Raw genomic sequence first — 18,869 nt, forward strand, 5'->3', positions numbered from 1 at the left:
CCCGTTGTGTACCCGCCCTTGTTGCGGGCCACAACCACGCCGGCCGGATCCGTCCCGTTTCGCGTACGGCTGCGCGTGGGTCACTGGAGCGGGAACGGCGGCTGCCACCACCACGAGCGGTCGAGTACCTCGACCCGGGCCACCCACTTGACCCACCAGAACCCGCGCCGCCCGGGCGCCACGAGCCGTACCGGGCCGCCGTGGCCGGACGACAGCGGGAGGTCCGCGGCACGCGTGGCGAGCAGCAGCCGCCGTACGTCCGAGGCGGGGAACGTGCGGCGGTAGCCGGTGACCGAGACGACCAGTACGGACGCGGCGGGGTCGACCGCGCCCAGCAGCCGGTCCAGCCGCAGCCCCTGCCACCGCTGCTCCGCGTACCAGCCGCCGGTGCAGTCCAGCGTGGCGCGCACGCTGTCGACCCCGGCGGCGATCTCCGCGTACGTCACCCGCCGGGTACGGTCGCCGGTGCGTACCAGGAGGGTGTGGTCGGTGGACAGGTCCGGCACCTCGTCCGTGAACCACTGGGTGACGGGCATCGCGTCCGGTCGACCCGAACCGGTCGGGTACGAGCCGGTCGCGCGACGGTGCGCCCCCGGCAGCGCCGCCGCCCGGCTCACACCCGCGAGCGCGAGCCAGATGCCACCGCCGAGCGCGCCGACACCCAGCAGCCGGACCAGCGCCCGCCGGGACACGTCGGTACGCCGGATCCGTTGCGGGCGTACCACCACGTGCGCCACCAACAGCGCCGCGGCGACCACCGCGGCACCGACATGTACCTGCATGAGGCTGACGCCGGCCACCGACAGGTCACCGCCGACGCCGTGCGCGACACCCGCTCCGATCGAGACCACGAGCAGCACCGCGAGCGCGACACCGACCGCCCGGCCACGGCGCCCGGTCCGCCGCAGCCCGCGCCGTACGACCACCCGCTTCCACGGGACGAGCGCCACCAGCGCCAGGCCGGCCACCGCATGGGCCACGCCGACCACCAGCGCCGGCCCGGGCGTGCCCACCGCGTACGCCAGCGCGCCGGTGGCCGTCGCCAGCACCGACACCACCAGGAGCGCCAGGTTGGTCCGCCGCCCCGCCCGCAGCGCGCGCATCTCCCCAGTCTCCCTCGCCCGCCGACTGGTCCGGACGCCCCACATCGGACATCCGCCCCGGTACGCGTCGTTCGCGGTCCGTCCACGCCGCAGGGGGAGTCGTGTCCGGGTCCGTGTCAGCAGTGCCGTCGGCCCGGCGGCGATCTTCACCCGGGTACGTGGCGCCGGAGGCGGCCTCGTAGCGCCACCTCGTGCCGGCGGAGCCCCGTGCGGGTGGAGTCCCGGGTGACCTGATCGGGCCGCGCGTCGCCGGGCGCCACGATCGTGTCCCCGCCACCCGGTACGACTGGCGTATCGGTGACGCCGGCCGGCCACGCCGGCACGCGCCGCGCCGGCGGCGCCGTCTGTCCACTGTGGACCAAAGGCGTGCTGCGGGCGACGGAACGTCGAGGCCCGATTTCCCGATCAGCGTCGCGCGCCCACGCGTCCGGTCAGTCGAGGTGGTCGGCGACCAGCGCGGCGAACTCGTCCGGGGTGGCGAGGCGGATGCCGAGGTCTTCGGCCTTGGCGCGCTTGGATCCGGCGTTCGCGCCCGCGACGACCAGGGTGGTCTTCTTGGACACGCTGGAGGAGGAGCGGCCGCCGGCGCGTTCGATGAGTTCGTTCATCTGGTTGCGGCTGAGCTTCTCCAGCGGCCCGCTCATCGCTCCGGTGACCACGACGGTCATCCCCGCGAGCGGGCCGGCGTCCGCGTCCTCGCCGGCGTCCTCGTCCGCGTCCGTCGTCGGCGGGGGCGTCGCGCCGGGTTCGGTCATGTTCACGCCGGCCGCGGCGAGCTTGTCGATCAGCGGGCCCAGCTCGGCGAGCTCGGCGACGATGGACGGCGCCTTCTCGGGCCCGATGCCGTCGACCCGTTGCAGCGCCTCGGCATCGGCGGCGCGGATGGCGTCCATGGTTGCGAAGTACCGGGCGATGCGGCGGGACATGGAGCGACCCGTACCGCGGACGCCGAGCGCGCAGAGTACCCGGGAGAGGGGTTGGGCCTTGGCCGCGGTGAGGGCGGCGAGCAGGTTGTCGGTGCTGGTCTCGCCCATCCGGTCGAGGCTCAGGAGCTGGTCGCGGGTGAGGGTGAACAGGTCGGCGAGGTCGGTCACCAGCCCGGCCTCGACAAGCTGTACGACGCGGGTGCCGCCCAGCCCCTCGATGTCGAGCTGGTCGCGCCCCGCCGCGTACGACAGGGAGGCGACGAGGTGGCAGTTGCGGCCCTGCTCGCAGCGCCAGCGCTCCTGGCTGGTGTCGATGCCGGAGCCGCACCGCGGGCACACCTCGGGGAACGCGATCGGCTGCTCGTCCCCGGTACGCAGGTGGGCGACGGGCGCCTCGATGCGCGGGATGACGTCGCCGGCGCGGTGCACCATGACGTGGTCGCCGAGGCGCAGGTCGCGGCGGGTGATGTCGGCCGGGTTGTGCAGCGTCGCGTACGTGATGGTGGAGCCGTCGATCTCGACCGGTTCGAGCACGCCGCGCGGGGCGATGATGCCGGTGCGTCCCACGTTCCACTCGACGTCGAGGAGCCGGGTGATCTTCTCGACGGCGGGCAGCTTGTACGCGATCGCCCACCGCGGGGCCCGCGTACCGGAACCGGCGGTCCGCTGGTCGGCGGCGAGGTCCGCCTTGATCACGATGCCGTCGATGCCGAACGGCAGCTCGGCGCGCAGCGCGGCGATCTCCGTGACGCGGGCGAGTACCTCGTCGGTGGTGGTGGCGGTGACGCCGGGCACCTGGGTGGTGGCGGTGGTGTTCACACCGAACTCGGCGGCCTGCGCCATCAGCTCGCTGTGCGCGAGGTCCGGCAGCCGGGCGGCCAGGTCGTCGTCGGTGTCGGCGAGCGGCAGCAGGCCGTAGCAGAAGAACGTCATCGTCGCCGTGTACGCCCGGTCCCTGGCGCGCAGGGTGCCCGCCGCGGTGTTGCGCGGGTTCGCGAACGGCTGGCCGCCGTGCGCCACGCGCGCCTCGTTGGCCCGCTCGAACTGCTCGGTGGTCATCAGCACCTCGCCGCGTACCTCCACCGTGACGGGCGCCGTCAGCTCGGTCGGCAGGCCCTCGATGGTGCCGATCGCGTGCGAGACGTCCTCGCCGGCCGTACCGTCGCCGCGGGTGATCAGCCGGGCCAGCCGGCCCCGCGTGTACCGGGCGGCGATGGCCAGCCCGTCGAGCTTCGGCTCCACGCTGAAACGCTCCGCGTCGTGGCCGAGCCGCTTCGCCAGCGAGGCCGCCCAGGCGACGAACTGCTCTGGCGAGAACACGTTGTCCAGGCTCAGCATCGACACCGTGTGCGGCACGTCGCCCTCGGCCGCGCCGCCGGCGACCTTCCCGGTCGGCGAGTCCGGCAGTACCTGGTCGGGGTGCGCGGCCTCCCACGCCGCGATGCCCCGGACGAGCACGTCGTACGCGTCGTCGTCCAGGGGCGAGCCGCCACTCGCGTAGTAGGCGGCCGCGGCCTGCACCGCGTCCTCGACCGCCTGCGCGTAGGCGGTGGCGTCCTCGATCTGCGCAACGGGGATCGTCATGTCCCCATCCTGCCCGCCACCCCCGACAATCCCGCGCGTACACACGGCACCGCCGCGGATGACCCGTTGGTACGGTTCCTTCCGGTAACGGACCAGGTGGGGGCGGAGGCGATCGTGAGTACTCGGGACGAGGCGGCCGCGGCGGCGATCCGGGCGGTCTTCGACCGGGTCACCGCCGAGGGGATGGCGCCGGAGTCCGTGACGGGCGCGACCGACGAGCAGATCGACGCGTACGCCGCGGCGCAGGGCGTCACCGCGGTGCCCGCCGCCGTCCGCGCCGTACTGCGCCTGCTGGGCGTGCGGCACGGGTTGTGGCGGGCCGGCAGCTCGCTCGGGGTGGACGCGGTCGGCGGCGAGGCCAAGCGGTACGCGCGAGCGACGCTGGCGCGGGACGGCGGCGCGATCCGCGAGCCGGGCGGGTTGCTGGTGCTGCTCATGCACCAGGCGTACGAGTTCCACGTCGTCGACGGGGCCGACCTCGTCGACCCGGACCCGCCGGTGTGGCTGGTGACCGAAGGCCAAGCGGCGCAACCGGTCTGGTGTTCGGTGACGGACTGGTTCGACGGCATCAGCCCGAGCGTCGCCGACTACCGCAGCCGTTTGACGCTGATGGCCGAGGTGGGTCGTGACGTGCCGTCCTGGGCGGAGTACCTGCGTCCCACCGAGGGCTGAGCACCGGGCGGCGGCGCGAATCTCCCTTGTCCGTACCGTCGGACCGCGGCACGGTGGGCGTGCCCGACGTACGCCGAGGGTCGGCGGTGTCCGCGTCGGCAACGGAGGGACAGTGCACGACGTACTGCTGGATCCGTTCCGGCACAACGGATGGGCGACCCGGGAGCTGATCGCGTTCTGCCGGCCGATCCCGGTCCGCGCAAGGACGCGGTTGCCGCTGGTGTGGTGTATGTCCACAGTGGACAGAACGGGCGCCGGTCAGTACGCGGTGCGGCGGTGCCAGGCGGAGCCGGCGAGGACGGCGGCGCCGACCAGGATGAGGAGGCCGCCACCCCAGAGCCACCCGGTCGGGTCGTCCCGTACCGCGAGCGCTTCGGTGTCGGTGGCCCAGACCGCCAGCCGCTCGTGTACTTCGATGCTGCTCTCGCCCTCCGCGTACGCCCCGATGGCGTCGGCCGCGCCGTCGATCTCCCCGGTGTCGACGGTCCCGCCGGGCAGCGTCCACTCGCCCTCGCACTCGGTGCGGTGCTGCTCGCCGGACTTGCCGTGCCAGGTGACGCCGTGGCAGGACGTGACCGTCGCGGTGACCCGGGTGCCGTGGAAGCGAAGGGACAGCGCCGGGCCGTGCACCGCGATCGCGATGATGCCGAGGACCACGCCGAGCAGGCCGATCGTCAGCGCCCGCGGCCCGGGTCGTCGTTCCCTGTCGTACACGCCGGCAGCGTAGCGGGCACCCGCCACCGCGTCGGCTCGTCCTCGCGTACGACCGTTTCCCTGGTACCGGATCGCGCGGCGTGGTGGGCTGCTTCCCTTGCGTACCAACGGGATCGGGCTTATGCGGAGGGGGCGGCGCGCTCGCGGTTTCGGGGTGACCAGGTCCGTCAGCGCGAAGCCACGTGTCAGCGCCGGTGCCGGGTGTCGACGTTCGCGGCGATCGTGGTGAGCAGGCCGGGCAGGTCCTGCACCTTGCGGGCGGACAGGCCGGCCACGGTCTCCTCGGCGAGCGCGCGCCAGAGCCGTTTGAGCTGACCGGCGAGCGCCCGGCCGCTGTCGGTGAGTTCGACGACGCTGGCGCGCTTGTCGGTGGGCGCGGGCGTACGGCGCAGGTGGCCGGAGGCTTCGAGCTTGCGGGCCATCAGCGTGACGCTGGGGGGTTCGATGTTCAGCGCCTCGCTGAGTTTCGCCTGGATCATCGGCCCGGTACGGGCGAGTTCGAGTACGAGGGCCTCCTGTCCGGGGTGCAGGCCGAGGGGCGCGAGCAGTTCGGCGGTACGGGCGCGGTGCCGCAGGCTCAGCAGGCGGATGGCCTGGTTGACGCGGTCTGCCTGGTCGAAGTCCACGGACCCTCCTTGACGCTCGCTTACTTACGCGGCTAACGTTATCTGCATAAGGTTAGCCGCATAATGAAGTCTACAGCATGCCGCGGGAGGCATCCGTGACCGCCAAGATCGCCGTCATCTACTACAGCGCGACCGGCGCCGTGCACACGCTCGCCCGGGCGGTCGCCGAAGGTGCCGCCACCACCGGGGCCGACGTACGCCTGCGGCGGGTGGCCGAACTGGCGCCCGACGAGGCGATCGACCGCAATCCCCGGTGGCGGCAACACGTCGACGCCACCGCCGACGTACCGGTGGCCCGCGTCGAGGACCTCGCCTGGGCCGACGCGTACGCCTTCGGTACGCCGTCGCGGTTCGGCACGCCGGCCGCGCCGCTGAAGCAGTACATCGACGAGGCCGTCGGGTTGTGGCACGACGGCGCGCTCGCCGACAAGCCGGTGACCGCCTTCACCTCGGCGTACAACCGGCACGGCGGCAGCGAGGCCACGCTGCTGTCGCTGGCCAACGTCTTCTACCACTGGGGCGCGCTGATCGTGCCGCCCGGATACACCGACCCCGTCGTGTACGCCGCCGGCGGCAACCCGTACGGCGCGTCCGCCGTGACCGGCCCGGGCGGGGCCGACCTCGCCGGCGCCGTACTCGACGCGGCGCGCCACCAGGGGCAGCGACTGGCGCGTACGGCGATCCGGCTCAGCCAGGGCGATTCCGGGCCCGCGGACGACGCCACCGCGCTACCAGGCAAGCCCCTCGCCACGGCCGGGACGGCGTCCCGTGACGCCTGATCCACGGCCGACTCGGGCGGGGCGCCGCCGCGACCGGCACTCGACACTCGGCGCTCAGGAGGCGTACGTGACAACCGAAACGCCCGTCGACACGCGTGGCCGCGCACCGGCCGCGTCCCGTACCGCCGGGATCGTTCTGGTACTGGTGTGCGCCTGCCAGTTCGTGGTGATCCTCGACGCGTCCATCGTGAACGTGGCGCTGCCCTCGATCGACCGCGAGCTCGGGTTCTCCACCAGCGGGATCGCCTGGGTGGTCGACGGGTACCTGCTGACGTTCGCCGGGTTCATGCTGCTGGGTGGCCGCGCCGCCGACCTGCTCGGGCCGCGCCGTACGCTGACCGCCGGGCTGGTGCTGTTCTCCGCCGCGAGCCTGGCGGGCGGCCTGGCGGCGACGGCGGAGATGCTGGTCGCGGCCCGGGTCGCGCAGGGCGTGGGAGCCGCCCTGATGGCCCCGGCGACGCTCGTCGTGATCAACACCCACGTCACCGGGGACCGTGCGCGCGCCCGCGCGTTCGGCGCGTGGTCCGCGTCCGGCGGCGTGGGCGGCATGGCCGGTGCGCTCGCCGGAGGAGCCCTCACCACGGGCCTGTCCTGGCGCTGGGTCTTCCTCGTCAACGTACCGGTCGGTGCGGTGCTGGCCGCGCTCGCCGTGGTCGCGCTGACCCGTACGGGCCGGCGGCGGGAACCGCTCGACCTCGCCGGCGCGATCTGCGGTACGGCCGGGCTCGCGGCGCTCGTGTACGGGGTGATGCGCAGCGCCGGTGGCGCGTGGACGTCCGTACCGGTCGCCGGGCCGATCCTGGCGGGCCTGCTGCTGCTCGGTCTGTTCGGCCTGGTGGAGGCGCGTGTCGCGGCCCGGCCGATCCTGCCCCTGCGGGTGTTCCGGATCCGCGGTGTCGCGGCCGGCGGCGCCATGCTCGTCGTCTTCGGCGCCGTCGCCATCGCCCTCTGGTACTTCACCGCCCTGTACCTGCAGGACGCCCTCGGGTACGGCGCGCTCGCGGCCGGGCTGGGGCAGACCCCCGCCGCGGTGGCGTTCATGGCGGTCGCGCGCTGCGCGGCCGTACTGGTGCCCCGCTTCGGCGTCCGCCCCGTCGTACTCGCCGGCTGCGCCTTCTTCGTCGCCGGGTTCGGCTGGCTCGCCCGGGCGCACGGCGGCGGCAGCTACGCCGTCGACGTACTCGGGCCGACGCTGCTCGTCGCGGTCGGGATCGGGCTCGTCTTCCCCAGCCTCATGGCGGCGACGACCGCCGGCGCCCCCGCCGGTGACGCGGGCGTCGTCGGCGGCGTCGCGGCCACCGCCCAGCAGGTCGGCGGCTCCATCGGCCTCGCCGTACTCGCGACCGTCGCCGGCACGGCGGGCGCGGCCACCCCGGCCACCGGGTACGACCGGGTGTTCCTCGTCGCCGCCGGTCTCGCCGTGGCTCTCGCCGCGACCGCACTGCTGTTGCCGGGGAGGCGACACGACTGAACCGGAACGCATACCGTCGTCCTGTGGGCCCGGGTCGTCCGACGCCGGCCGCCCGTCAGCAGGGAGAACGACCATGAAACTCGCCCCGTCACTGCACCGGGTCGGCAACGACTACGTGAACAGCTACCTCGTGGACACCCCGGACGGCATCACGGTGGTCGATGCGGGCATTCCCGGGCAGTGGGCCGACCTCACCCGCGAACTCGACGACATGGGCCGCTCCCTCGACGACATCCGTGGCGTCGTCCTGACCCACGGCGACACCGACCACCTCGGGTACGCCGAACGGCTGCGCCACGACCACGGCGTCCCCGTGTACGTGCACGAGCTGGACGCCGGGCGTGCCCGGCGCGAACCGCACCAGCCGAACGGGAAGGCGGGGAAGGTCAGGCTCGGCGCGACGGCCGGCTTCCTCTGGTACGGCGCGCGCCACGGCGCGTTCCGGGTGCCGGGCGTCGCCGAGGTGACGACGTTCACCGACGGCGCCACGCTCGACCTGCCCGGCTCGCCGCGCGTCGTCTGGGTACCGGGGCACACGCCGGGCAGCGTCGTCTTGCACGTACCGGAGGTCGACGCGGTGTTCGTCGGCGACACGATGACCACGCGCAACGTCCTCACCGGTGTCACCGGGCCCGCCGCGGCGCCGTTCACCCTGCACCCGGACGAGGCGCTCGCCTCGCTCGACAAGCTGTCCGGCCTCACCGCCACCTGGGTACTCCCGGGCCACGGTGCACCGTGGAACCGCGGGCTGGCCGAGGCACTCGACCGCATCCGCGCCGCCGCGACCTGACGTACCGGCGGGTCGTTCGGTCGCGCCGAGCCGGTACGTGGTCGGCGCGGGCCGCGTCGTTCACCGACCGCGGGCCCACGATCTCCTTGTACGGCAAGGGCTTCCGGGGCGGCGGCACGGCCGGTGCGGTACCCGAACTTTCGTGTTAACGTCGTTAATATGAATTCGGCGAGGCCGTACCGGATGGGCGCCAGGGCGGAGGCGGCCGCCGACACCCGGCGCCGGGTCGTCGACGCCGCGGCCGATCTGTTGCGCCGCCGGCTGCGCGTCGACATCCGGCTGGAGGACGTCGCCGCCGCGGCGGGCGTGTCGGTGCAGACGGTGCTGCGGGTGGCCGGCAGCAAGTCGGAACTGTTCCGGGTCGCGTTCGAACAGCTGCTGTCCGAGATCGCCGCGCAGCTCGACGGCGCCGCGCCGGGCGACGTGCACGCCGCCGTGCGTACCTGGTTCGACCACTACGAGCAGATCGGTGACGTGGTCATCCGCGGTCTCGCCGACGAGACCGGCCCGGCCGTGGTGTTCCCGATCCTGGAGGTCGGCCGGGCCCGGCACCGGCAGCGCGTCGAGTACCTGCTGGGGCCGTTGCTCGCGGGGCGGTCGCCGAAGAAGCGCGCGGTGGCCCTCGACGCGCTGGTGTGCGCGTCCGACGTCTACACGTGGAAGCTGCTGCGGCGCGACTTCGGGCGTTCGCGCGCCGAGGCCGAGGCGACGATGCGGCTGATGATCGAATCCGTCGTGGGGAGGCACTGATGGCCCGGTTCCTGTTCCTGACCTGGCCCGGCGCGGGAAACCAGGTCCCCGAGACCGGGGTGGCCGGCGCGTTGCGGGCCGCCGGCCACGAGGTCGCCTTCGCCGGGTACGCGACGCAGGCGGACCGGTTCACCGCGCTGGGCTTCCCGTTCCACGTACTCCGGGTCGCGGACGGGCGGTGGCCGGCGCAGCCCCCGGACGACTGGATGCCGATCCTGCCGGACCTGGTGTGGGCGTGCGGAGGGCACCTGGACGACGTACCGCGGTTGCTCGCCGAGGAGCCGGTCGACGTACTGGTCGTGGACTGCCTGATGTTCGGTGCGCTCGCCGCCGCCGAACGCGCCGGCATCCCCGCCGCCGTACTCGTGCACAGCGCCCCGGGAGCACTGCTGCCGCCGTCCGGGCCGTTCGAGCAACTGCTGCTGCCGGCCGTGAACGCGGTGCGCGCCAACGGGGACCGTACCCGGCTCGACCGGTTGTGGGACGCGTGGACGCCGTTCCCCACGCTGTGCACCAGCGTCCGCGAACTCGATCCGCTGGACGGGCGGCTGCCGCCGGAGTTCGCGTTCGTGGGGCCGGTCGACGAGCCGTCCGACCCGTCCGGCTGGACGCCGCCGTGGCCGCCGGAGGACCCGCGCCCGCTGGTGGTCGCCAGCTTCTCCACCGGCGCCGCCTGGGACCAGACCTCCCGTGTACAGGCCACGCTCGACGCGTTCGCCGACCGCCACTACCGGGTACTCGTCACCACCGGTACGGTCGACCCGCGCCGGGTACGGGTGTCGGGCGACGCCGCCGTCGTACCGTTCGTGCCGCACGCCGACGTGGTTCCGGGCGCCGTCGCCGTGGTGACGCACGCCGGCCACGGTACGGTCGCCGCCGCCATGCGCCACGGAGTACCGGTGGTGGCGCTGCCGAACCCGGCCGCCGACCAGCCGGCCCTGGCCGCCCACCTCGCCCAGCGCGGCGCCGGCATCGCCCTCGACGGCGAACGCGCCACCCCGGCCGAGATCCGTACCGCCGTCGACACGGTCGTACGGGACCGGAGCTTCCGGGACGCGGCCGCCGCCATCGCCACCGCGATCGCCGCCGCCCCCGGCGCCGCCCGCGCGGCCGGCCTCCTCACCGAACTCCAGCCCGCCCGGCCCTGACCGCGCCTTCAGCGGGTGAGGAGGGTGAGGGCGGCGGCCGAGGCGGATCCGGGTTCCGCGGTGAAGACGGCGACGCGCTGACCGTCGTCGGGAAGCGCGAGCAGTTCGGTGGCGAGGGTGAGGCTGCCGACGACGGGATGCCGGTACGTGTGCGTACCGGTGCCGCAGTCGCCGACGCCGTGCGCCGCCCACAGCGTCGTGAACTCGGGGCTGTGCACGATGAGGTCGCCGATCAGCGCGGTGAGCGCGGTGTCGTCGGGGTTGCGGCCGGCGATGAGCCGGAGGTCGGCGACGGTCGAGCGGGCCTTCCGGTCCCAGTCGCCGTACAGCTCGCGGGTGTGCGGGTCGAGGAACAGCAGCCGGGCGACGTTGGGCCGCCCCTCCGGCCGGTACGGGGCGTCGGCGTCGAGGTGTCCGGCGAGCAGGGCGTGGGCCGCCCGGTTCCAGCCGAGTACGTCCAGGAACCGGCCCATGACCAGCGCCGGGACGTCCCCGAACGAGTCGATCATCGTCCGTACGCCGGGGCGCAGGTGCTCCGGCCGGGCGGGGTGCCGCGGCGCCGGTGCGGGCCGGGCGAGCGCGTACAGGTGGGTGCGTTCGTCGGCGTCGAGGCGCAGCACGCGGGCGACGGCGTCGAGTACGGCGTCGGAGGCGTTGGCGCTCTGGCCCTGTTCGAGGCGCGTGTAGTAGCCGGCGCTGACGCCGGCGAGCTGGGCGAGTTCCTCGCGCCGCAGCCCGGGCACGCGGCGGCGCTCCCCGTACGCGGGCAGGCCGAGGTCCGCGGGTTGCAGCCGGGCCCGCCGCGACCGGAGGAACTCGCCCAACGTCACCTGTGCAGTCATACGTACGAGTCTCGCCGATCCGCGGCGCCGGTGCCTGTACCTGTCAGGTGTGGTCCCGGCGGTGGGCTGGTTGCGCGGGGCGGGCGGCCGCAGCCTGGGGTCGGCACACCTCACGACGGAACGGGTACCGACCATGAAGATCCTGCTCATCGGCGCGACGGGAACGATCGGTAGCGCGGTGGCCGCCGCGCTGGCCCCCCGGTACGAGCTGCTCCGCGCGTCGCGTCGCGGCCCGCTCCCGGTGGACCTGGCGGACGCCGGCTCGATCGACGCGCTGTTCGCCCGGACCGGACCCGTCGACGCCGTACTGTCCTGCGCGGCGAGCGGCGGTCTCGCGCCGCTGTCCACCCCCGCGGACGCCGACTACTGGCGGGGTCTCGACGGCAAGCTCGTCGGCCAGGTGAACCTCGTACGCCACGCCCTGCCGCACGTACGGGACGGTGGTTCGGTCACGCTCACCAGCGGCCGGTTCGCCGAGCCGGTACCGGGCAGTTCGCTGGGATACCTGGTGAACTCGGGGCTGGCGGCGTTCGTCCGGTCGGCGGCGATCGAGCTGCCGCGCGGGATCCGGCTCAACGCCGTGAGTCCCGGCTGGGTGCGCGAAACCCTCGAACACCTCGGCATGGACCCCGCTCCCGGTACTCCCGCCGCCGACGTGGCCGAGTCGTACGTGCGGGCGGTGGAGGGCACCGCGCACGGCGAGGTCCTGACCTGAGCGTGCGGTCAGCCCAGGGCCGCGCTCGCCGTCCGCAGCTCGTCCAGCGCCGCCAGCGTGTACGTGGCGAGGTCGCCGTCGCCGTCGCCGTCGGCCCACGCCGCGTACCCGCGCTTGAAGGCGAGGACGCCCAGCTCGCCGGCGATGGCCGCGGTCGAGTCGGGTACGCCACGCGCGGTCAGCGCGGTGGTCATCGCGGCGGCGAGGCTGACGCTCTTGAGCGCGTCGCGTTCGCGCAGCTCGGCGCTGGCGGCGACGGCCGCCTTGAGCCGCGGCGCGAACTCGCGGTTCCGCGGGCCGCCCATCGCGATGGAGACGCGTTCGAGGCCGGCGGCGACGGCCTGGAGCGGGCTGGCGTCGTCGGGCGCCTCGGCGATCCCCTCGGCCAGCAGCCGGCTGAGCGCTTCCTGGCCGGCGACCAGCAGCTCGCGCTTCTCGGTGAAGTGCCGGAAGAAGGTGCTCTTGGTGACGCCGGCGCGCTCGGCGATCTGCTGGACCGTGGTCGCGTCGTACCCCTGCTCGGTGAACAGGTCGACGGCGGCGACGACGAGGCGTTCGCGCGCACCTGGTTCCCACCGAGCCATGCATTCATCATAAGTGATGGGACCGTGGTCCCGTCGCCTGGTATGGTGACAGGACAAGAGTCCCGTCACTCGGGGAGAATCCCATGCGCGTCTTCGTCACCGGCGGTACCGGCCTGATCGGGTCCGCCGTGGTCGCCGAACTCCTCGGCAACGGCCACACCGTCCTCGCCCTCGCACGTTCGGAGGCGTCCGCGCGGGCGGCCGAGAAGGCTGGTGCCGAGCCGTTGCGCGGCGGCCTCGCCGATCTGGACGTGCTGCGCGCCGGCGCCAACCGGGCCGACGGGGTGATCCACCTGGCCTTCAGCAACGACTTCAGCAGCGCCGACGCCGTCGCGAACGCGGTCGCCGAGGAGACCGCGGCCCTCACCACCCTCGGCGCGGAACTCGTCGGGAGCGACCGCCCCCTCGTCACCGTCTCCGGTACGCCCGCCGCGCCCGGCCGCGCCTCCACCGAGTCCGATCCGGTACCGACGGATGGGCCGGTCGGTGGACGCGGCCGTACGGTGACGGCGATCCTCGACCTGGCGTGCCGTGGCGTACGGTCCTCGGCCGTACGGCTGCCGCGGACGGTGCACGACAACGGCCAGGGCGGCTTCGCCGGCGTACTGACCGGCATCGCGCGGCAGTCCGGGGTGTCCGGGTACCCGGGCGACGGGGCGCAGCGCTGGCCGGCGGTGCACGCGCGCGACGCGGCCGTACTCTTCCGCCTCGCCCTGGAACGGGCGCCCGCCGGCACCGCCTGGCACGCCGTCGCCGACGAGGGCGACCCGGTACGCGACATCGCCGCGGTCATCGGGCGTCGGCTGGGCCTGCCCGTCGAGTCCGTCCCGGTCGAGACGTACGGTCCGCTCGGCCCGATCTTCGCCGCCGACCAACCCTCGTCCAGCGCGTACACCCGCGCGACGCTCGGCTGGGAGCCGAAGTACCCGGGGCTGTTGGCGGACCTGGAGAACCTGCGGCCGTGACGCCGCCCAGGGTGTGCGGACCTCGGTGGGGAGGCCGAGGGCCCCGACGACCCGCTGCGCGTCGTCGTCCTCGCCTCCCGCCGGCGCTGACCCCCGTTCCCACCGCGGAGAGGTGAGCCGGCTCACGCCCGTCACACCGGCACGTACGGCGGTGTCAACACGGTGAAGCAACCGAGAAGCGAGCAGGGAGCAGAACCGTGGACGCACGACTGAACTACTTCGAGAACCCCGTCTCCGCGAAGTTCGTCAAGAGCCTCGCCGGTGCCGGCCGGGCCGTCGCCGCGTCGACGCTGCCCGAGTCGACCGTGCTGCTGGTCGAGATCCGCGCCAGCCAGATCAACGGCTGCGGGTACTGCATCGACATGCACACCAAGGACGCGGTGGCCGCCGGGGAGACCGCCGCACGGCTGCACCTGGTCGCGGCGTGGCGTGAGGCCACCGTGTTCACCGAGGCCGAGCGCGCCGCCCTGGAACTCGCCGAGCAGGGTACGCGGATCGCCGACGCGGCGGGCGGAGTCGACGACGAGGTGTGGGCGAACGCGCGCAAGCACTACGACGACGAGCAGCTCGCCGCGCTGGTGTGCGCCATCGCCGCGATCAACGCGTTCAACCGGCTCAACGTCGTCGCGCAGCGACCCGCGGGCGACTACGTACCCGGGCAGTGGAGCTAGCGCGCGGCTAGGCTCTCGGGTCGTGCAGGAGACGCGGCTCGACACCGCTCGGATCCGGGCCGCCCGCCGGGTCATCGACCCGATGTTCCTCGACACCCCGCTGTACCGCTGCGAGGCGTGGGAACCCGAGCTCGGGTGCCGGGTGAGCGTCAAGCTGGAAACGGCGAACCCGGTCCGGAGCTTCAAGGCCCGCGGTACCGAGCTGGTCGCGAGCCGGCTGGTGGACGGCGGGTCGCGGGCCGTGGTGTGCGCCAGCGCGGGCAACCTCGGCCAGGCGCTCGCGTGGTCCGGCCGCGGCCGCGGGCTCGACGTGACCGTCGTGGCGTCGCGTACGGCGACGGCGGCGAAGCTGGCGCGCATCCGTGCGCTGGGCGCCCGGCTCGTACTCGTCGACGGCGACCACGAACTGGCCCGCGACCGGGCGGCCGACATCGCCCGGCGCGACGGGATCCGCCTGCTTGAGGACAGCCTCGACATCGAGACGTGCGAGGGTGCCGCGACCATCGGCCTCGAACTTGCCGCCGCCGAGCCGACCTTCGACGCCGTACTGGTCGCGCTCGGCGGCGGCGCACTCGCCACCGGCGTCGGCCACGTACTCAAGGAGCTGGCGCCCGGGGTCGAGGTGATCTGCGTGCAGCCGGCCGGTGCGCCTGCGATGACGCGCTCGTGGCGGGCCCGGCGCGTCGTCACCACCGACACGGCCGACACCATCGCCGACGGCGTCGCCGGCCGCCGCCCCATCCCCGCCGTACTCGACGACCTGCTGGCGGTCGCGGACGACGCCGTCCTCGTACGCGAGGCGTCGATCGTCGCGGGGATGCGGATGCTCCTCGACCACGCCGGCCTCGTCGTCGAACCGTCCGCCGCGCTCGGCATCGCCGCGATCCTCGAAGACCGCGAGCGCTTCGCCGGCCGTCACGTCGTCACCATCGTCTGCGGCAGCAACGTCGACCTCGCCGCCTACCACCGCTGGACCGGTACGCCCCGGCACTGACGCTCGGCGCACGGCACCGGCGGCGCCTGGCTCGACCACGGCACACCGGTACTCCGCCTGCCGTGCCGGCGATCCCGCCGGTGGCCGTGCCGCCCGGCCGTACGCCGGCGGAGTCGCTGGTCAGGAGGGTGGGGCGGACCGGCCATATAGGGCCGGTGGCTGGCCTGGCTGCGGAATCGGCAGAAAAGCGAACATCGGTCGCGCACCGGTCCCGTCGAGAACGGAGATTCAGCTGAGCACCTTCGACGACGCGGTGTCCGACGCTGCCACACCGTTCCGGCCCGCGCACGGGCCCGCGGGAGGTGGGCCTTCCTGGTACGCCGACGCCGACCGGGTCGGCCCGCGCGCGGACGCGGCCGTACCGGCGGAAGACGGGTGCGGATGACAGCTGGTCGGCTGCCGGGGGCGACGGGCCCGGTCGCGTTCCACCCCCACATCAGAGGAGGCATCGTGCACAGTTCCCGACCCGTCCGGGTCTTCCGGCGGAGACGGCTACGCGCCCTGGGGCTGCTGGCCGCCACCGCCGTTGCCGCGAGCGCCGCGGTCGCCGCGGTCGGTACCGGCGCGGCCCAGGCCGGCTCCAACGAGGACTGCACGCCGGTCAAGCTCATGGTGGTACCCGGCACCTGGGAGACGAGTTCGACGGCGGATCCCAACGCGCCCGCGGGCATGCTCCAGCCGGTCATGGACCGGCTGGAGCGTCAGTACCCGGGGAAGGTCTCCTCGTACGTGGTGACGTACTCGGCGACCGCGTTCGACAAGGGCATGACGTACAACGACTCGAAGGCGACGGGGATGAAGGGCGCCCGCGCGGCGCTCGACCGGCTCGCCGGCAAGTGCCCGGGTACCCGCTTCGCGATCGTCGGGTACAGCCAGGGCGCCGACATCGCCGGCACGCTGGCGTACGACATCGGTCGGGGTGCCGGGCCGATCCGGCCGGACCAGTACCTGGCGGGTGGGCTGGTGGCCGACCCGGGCCAGGGTACGAAGGGTGCCGTCGACCTCGGCGCCACGCAGCCCGGCACGCTCGGCATCGCCGGCCCCCGCGCCGGTGGGTACCGTGCCGTGTCCGGTCGGGTCGCCACCGTCTGCGTCCGCGGCGACATGTACTGCGCGCTGCCGCAGAAGGACAAGTACCTGGTCGTGATCGGCAAGGTACTGAGCCAGATCGGCGTCGACCACGCGCTCCAGTCCGTCGAGGGCCGGGAGGCGGTCACCACCGACCTCAAGGCGGGCAACGGCAAGGACGTCGACCTGTCGTACCTGCCGGCCGGGTTGCAGAAGCTGGTCAAGCAGACGAAGCGCGGCACGTTGACGAACGGTCAGCTCACCGCGCTCGCCAAGGAGATCGACAACCTGGTGCCGCTGGTCCGGCAGATGCAGGACCTGGAACGGTTCGTCGGCAACCCGCTGATCGTCAACGCGCTGCTGAACACGCCGCGCGGGTCGCAGACGTACATCGCGGGCCAGGTGTTGCAGGCGATGAACGACACCGACTTCGTCGGGCTGGCGAAGGACCTGAGCACCGGGCTCAAGGCGGCCGACAAGAAGGACCTGGACAGCCTGATCTCGCTGGGCCTGCGCGTCGCCAAGAAGGTGGCACCGCTGGCCGGCGTACCGGCGGACCAGCTCGCGCGCGCCACCACGGTCGTCGAGGGACTGCGCCCGGTCGCCGTACTCGCCCAGGCCAGCAACGTCATCCACGGCGTACTCGGGGTGGACTACCGGGGCATCGCGAACGCGATCGCGATGGTGCCGACGCTGGTCGCCAGCGGTGACGTCAAGGGCCTGTACAAGGTGCTGACCACGGTCGAGGACAAGCTGATGCCGCTGGCGAAGACCGCCAACCGGGTCGACTTCGCCCCGGTCGCGGCGCTGCTGCGGATGTTCCCGCAGGGCTCGAACGAGCGCACCGTCGGCGACGCGCTGAGCCTCCTGGACCGCGTCGACTGGGTACGCACCACGAAGGACCTGCGCAAACTCCAGGACGGGCTGGCCAAGTTCAACCCGAGCCACCCGCCGAAGGTCGACCCGAACGCGCCGCGGAAGTCGCTCACCGACATCTTCGGCGTCAACGTACTGGCGATGGTGCCGACGATCAGCGACCTGGCCTCGCACGGCCTGTCGGTCGCCGGCATCGACCTGCCGCGCGGCACGATCAACCAGCTGCTCACCACCGACCTCACCCCCAAGCAGGTGATCTCGGAGGGCATCCAGGCCGCCGTCTTCTACGGCAGCAAGGCGCACACCTCGTACGGCAGCGCGACGGTCGACCACACCGGCCGCCCTGCCCTGACCGTCCTGTCCGACTGGTTGGCCGCCCGCGTGGGGGAAACCGTCTGAGCAGGACCTGAACGGGCGGGGCGACGAGTTCACCACTCGTCGCCCCGCCCGCCTTCGTGTGTGCCGTTCGCTTGTGGGACAAGGGATCGTGCCCTGCACCGCGCGCCCGCCGGGCGGTTGCGTGGCTCCCGGTCAGTGCCCGAACCGGGTGTCCTCGCCCCGGAGTACGGCCTCGTGCGCGTGGCGCAGCGTCTCGCCCGGCGCCAGCCCCAGGTCGTCGGCCAGCCGCCGGTACGTGCGGGTGAAGACGAGCAGCGCCTCGCCCCGCCGTCCGGTCCGGTGCAGCGCGTGCATCAGCATCGCGGCGACCGGCTCGTTGTACGGCTGCGCGGCGGCCAGTGCGGACAGTTCGGCGATGGCGCCGGTGTGCTGGCCGAGCCGGAGCTGCCGGTCCAGTTTCCACTGCGCGAGCGCGATCCGGCGTTCGGCCAGGCGCAGGCGTTCCAGCTCGGCGAACGGTCCGGGGATGCCGGCCAGCGGCTCGCCGTCGAACAGTTCCAGCGCCTGCGAGCACAGGCGTACCGCACCGGTCAGGTCGCCGGCGCCGTCCGCGCGCCGCGCCGCGGTGACGAGGTCCTCCAGCCGGGCCACGTCGAGTTCGACGGTGTCCCGGGCGAACCGGTAGCCGGACCGGTCGCGCCGGATCACCGGGTCCGGCTGCGTACCGCCGAGCAGGATCTTGCGCAGCCGGTACACGTACACCTGGACGACGTTGCCGGCCGGCGGTTCCGCGCCCCACACCGCGTCGAGCAGTTCCTGCCGGCTGACCGTACGGTCCGAGCGCAGGGCCAGGGCCGCGAGTACGGCCTGCTGGCGCAGCGGCCCCAGGTCCACCGGCCGCCCGTCGTACCAGGCGCGCAGCGGCCCGAGTACGGACAGCCGCAGCCTCGGCCGGGACGGTCGCGGCACGACGACGCGAAGTACCGGTGCCGCCGCCTGCCCGCGCGGTCCCTGGCCGGGGACGACCAGTCCACGGTCGAACGCGTACACGATGGCGGCGGCCCGGTCGCGGAGCGCGCACGTGGCGAGGATGTGCTCGACATCGTCGGCCACAGTGGGCTCGGGGAGGTCCAGCGTCAGGGCGATCTCGCCGTCGGTGAGGCCGCAGCCGACCGCCCGCAGTACCTCGTGTTCCCGGGCGCTGAGCCCGACAACGACAGGCAGGTCAGTGAGTGCGGTCGTGGGCATGGCG

Annotated in this window: 18 protein-coding genes; 11 read left to right on the forward strand and 7 right to left on the reverse strand. The window is 73.7% G+C overall.

Annotation, left to right across the window (positions count from 1 at the left end; translation table 11 throughout):
* Window positions 1-80: 80 nt before the first annotated feature.
* Both Aru02nite_RS25105 and ligA read right to left on the reverse strand, forming a co-directional pair.
* Window positions 81-1,103: a molybdopterin-dependent oxidoreductase gene (locus Aru02nite_RS25105; RefSeq protein ID WP_203661882.1), complete on the reverse strand. Its 1,023-nt coding sequence runs from the start codon at window positions 1,101-1,103 to the stop codon at window positions 81-83.
* 431 nt (window positions 1,104-1,534) lie between these two features.
* Entirely contained in the window at window positions 1,535-3,613 is a 2,079-nt protein-coding gene (gene ligA / locus Aru02nite_RS25110; RefSeq protein WP_203661884.1) for an NAD-dependent DNA ligase LigA, read from the reverse strand.
* Window positions 3,614-3,727: 114 nt separating this feature from the next.
* On the opposite strand from ligA, the gene Aru02nite_RS25115 reads away from it, so the two are divergent.
* Window positions 3,728-4,285 (forward strand): hypothetical protein, encoded by a 558-nt coding sequence (locus tag Aru02nite_RS25115; RefSeq protein WP_203661886.1) that lies wholly within the window; start codon window positions 3,728-3,730, stop codon window positions 4,283-4,285.
* Between the two features lie 258 nt (window positions 4,286-4,543).
* On the opposite strand, the gene Aru02nite_RS25120 is transcribed toward Aru02nite_RS25115, so the two are convergent.
* On the reverse strand, window positions 4,544-4,999 hold the full coding sequence (locus Aru02nite_RS25120) for a hypothetical protein (RefSeq protein ID WP_203661888.1): 456 nt from the start codon (window positions 4,997-4,999) through the stop codon (window positions 4,544-4,546).
* Between the two features lie 185 nt (window positions 5,000-5,184).
* Window positions 5,185-5,625, reverse strand: a complete 441-nt coding sequence (locus Aru02nite_RS25125; RefSeq protein WP_203661890.1) for a MarR family winged helix-turn-helix transcriptional regulator — start codon at window positions 5,623-5,625, stop codon at window positions 5,185-5,187.
* Window positions 5,626-5,720: 95 nt separating this feature from the next.
* Between Aru02nite_RS25125 and wrbA the strand changes: the two genes are divergently transcribed.
* The 5 genes from wrbA (at window position 5,721) to Aru02nite_RS25150 (ending at window position 10,563) form a co-directional block, all read left to right on the forward strand.
* Window positions 5,721-6,404, forward strand: coding sequence for an NAD(P)H:quinone oxidoreductase (wrbA, locus tag Aru02nite_RS25130; RefSeq protein WP_203661892.1), 684 nt, complete (start codon window positions 5,721-5,723; stop codon window positions 6,402-6,404).
* A gap of 67 nt (window positions 6,405-6,471) precedes the next feature.
* Complete coding sequence (locus Aru02nite_RS25135) at window positions 6,472-7,875, forward strand: MFS transporter (RefSeq protein ID WP_203661894.1); 1,404 nt, start codon at window positions 6,472-6,474, stop codon at window positions 7,873-7,875.
* 73 nt (window positions 7,876-7,948) lie between these two features.
* Window positions 7,949-8,665: an MBL fold metallo-hydrolase gene (locus Aru02nite_RS25140; RefSeq protein ID WP_203661897.1), complete on the forward strand. Its 717-nt coding sequence runs from the start codon at window positions 7,949-7,951 to the stop codon at window positions 8,663-8,665.
* Between the two features lie 159 nt (window positions 8,666-8,824).
* Window positions 8,825-9,415 (forward strand): TetR/AcrR family transcriptional regulator, encoded by a 591-nt coding sequence (locus Aru02nite_RS25145; protein WP_203661899.1) that lies wholly within the window; start codon window positions 8,825-8,827, stop codon window positions 9,413-9,415.
* Window positions 9,415-10,563 carry a glycosyltransferase gene (locus tag Aru02nite_RS25150; protein WP_203661901.1) on the forward strand — a complete coding sequence of 383 codons (1,149 nt, stop codon included), beginning with the start codon at window positions 9,415-9,417 and terminating at the stop codon, window positions 10,561-10,563. Before Aru02nite_RS25145 ends, Aru02nite_RS25150 begins: the two co-directional genes overlap by 1 nt.
* 8 nt (window positions 10,564-10,571) lie before the next feature.
* Here Aru02nite_RS25150 and Aru02nite_RS25155 read toward each other — a convergent pair whose 3' ends face one another.
* Window positions 10,572-11,405 carry a helix-turn-helix domain-containing protein gene (locus Aru02nite_RS25155; RefSeq protein ID WP_203661903.1) on the reverse strand — a complete coding sequence of 278 codons (834 nt, stop codon included), beginning with the start codon at window positions 11,403-11,405 and terminating at the stop codon, window positions 10,572-10,574.
* 133 nt (window positions 11,406-11,538) lie between these two features.
* On the opposite strand from Aru02nite_RS25155, the gene Aru02nite_RS25160 reads away from it, so the two are divergent.
* Window positions 11,539-12,120, forward strand: coding sequence for a short chain dehydrogenase (locus Aru02nite_RS25160; RefSeq protein WP_203661905.1), 582 nt, complete (start codon window positions 11,539-11,541; stop codon window positions 12,118-12,120).
* A gap of 8 nt (window positions 12,121-12,128) precedes the next feature.
* On the opposite strand, the gene Aru02nite_RS25165 is transcribed toward Aru02nite_RS25160, so the two are convergent.
* Window positions 12,129-12,704: a TetR/AcrR family transcriptional regulator gene (locus tag Aru02nite_RS25165; protein WP_203661907.1), complete on the reverse strand. Its 576-nt coding sequence runs from the start codon at window positions 12,702-12,704 to the stop codon at window positions 12,129-12,131.
* Between the two features lie 83 nt (window positions 12,705-12,787).
* Here Aru02nite_RS25165 and Aru02nite_RS25170 point away from each other — a divergent pair, with 83 nt between their 5' ends.
* From Aru02nite_RS25170 to Aru02nite_RS25185, 4 genes are all read left to right on the forward strand, one after another.
* Window positions 12,788-13,669 (forward strand): SDR family oxidoreductase, encoded by an 882-nt coding sequence (locus tag Aru02nite_RS25170; RefSeq protein ID WP_203661908.1) that lies wholly within the window; start codon window positions 12,788-12,790, stop codon window positions 13,667-13,669.
* A gap of 197 nt (window positions 13,670-13,866) precedes the next feature.
* A complete protein-coding gene (locus Aru02nite_RS25175; RefSeq protein ID WP_203661910.1) occupies window positions 13,867-14,340 on the forward strand; it encodes a carboxymuconolactone decarboxylase family protein in 474 nt (157 codons plus the stop codon).
* Between the two features lie 22 nt (window positions 14,341-14,362).
* Window positions 14,363-15,334: a threonine ammonia-lyase gene (locus Aru02nite_RS25180; protein ID WP_203661912.1), complete on the forward strand. Its 972-nt coding sequence runs from the start codon at window positions 14,363-14,365 to the stop codon at window positions 15,332-15,334.
* 450 nt (window positions 15,335-15,784) lie between these two features.
* Window positions 15,785-17,677: a cutinase family protein gene (locus Aru02nite_RS25185; RefSeq protein WP_203661914.1), complete on the forward strand. Its 1,893-nt coding sequence runs from the start codon at window positions 15,785-15,787 to the stop codon at window positions 17,675-17,677.
* Between the two features lie 132 nt (window positions 17,678-17,809).
* On the opposite strand, the gene Aru02nite_RS25190 is transcribed toward Aru02nite_RS25185, so the two are convergent.
* On the reverse strand, window positions 17,810-18,865 hold the full coding sequence (locus tag Aru02nite_RS25190) for an AfsR/SARP family transcriptional regulator (protein ID WP_203661916.1): 1,056 nt from the start codon (window positions 18,863-18,865) through the stop codon (window positions 17,810-17,812).
* Between the last annotated feature and the right edge of the window lie 4 nt (window positions 18,866-18,869).

It is taken from the genome of Actinocatenispora rupis (assembly GCF_016861975.1).
Classification (GTDB): domain Bacteria; phylum Actinomycetota; class Actinomycetes; order Mycobacteriales; family Micromonosporaceae; genus Actinocatenispora; species Actinocatenispora rupis.

Excerpts from the sequence above, each read along its gene's own strand:
- Aru02nite_RS25160 (WP_203661905.1), top strand. The coding sequence starts at position 11,539 with ATGAAGATCCTGCTCATCGGCGCGACGGGAACGATCGGTAGCGCGGTG.
- Aru02nite_RS25190 (WP_203661916.1), bottom strand. The coding sequence starts at position 18,865 with ATGCCCACGACCGCACTCACTGACCTGCCTGTCGTTGTCGGGCTCAGC.
- Aru02nite_RS25155 (WP_203661903.1), bottom strand. The coding sequence starts at position 11,405 with ATGACTGCACAGGTGACGTTGGGCGAGTTCCTCCGGTCGCGGCGGGCC.
- Aru02nite_RS25165 (WP_203661907.1), bottom strand. The coding sequence starts at position 12,704 with ATGGCTCGGTGGGAACCAGGTGCGCGCGAACGCCTCGTCGTCGCCGCC.
- Aru02nite_RS25150 (WP_203661901.1), top strand. The coding sequence starts at position 9,415 with ATGGCCCGGTTCCTGTTCCTGACCTGGCCCGGCGCGGGAAACCAGGTC.
- Aru02nite_RS25140 (WP_203661897.1), top strand. The coding sequence starts at position 7,949 with ATGAAACTCGCCCCGTCACTGCACCGGGTCGGCAACGACTACGTGAAC.
- ligA (WP_203661884.1), bottom strand. The coding sequence starts at position 3,613 with ATGACGATCCCCGTTGCGCAGATCGAGGACGCCACCGCCTACGCGCAG.
- Aru02nite_RS25170 (WP_203661908.1), top strand. The coding sequence starts at position 12,788 with ATGCGCGTCTTCGTCACCGGCGGTACCGGCCTGATCGGGTCCGCCGTG.
- Aru02nite_RS25105 (WP_203661882.1), bottom strand. The coding sequence starts at position 1,103 with ATGCGCGCGCTGCGGGCGGGGCGGCGGACCAACCTGGCGCTCCTGGTG.
- Aru02nite_RS25145 (WP_203661899.1), top strand. The coding sequence starts at position 8,825 with ATGAATTCGGCGAGGCCGTACCGGATGGGCGCCAGGGCGGAGGCGGCC.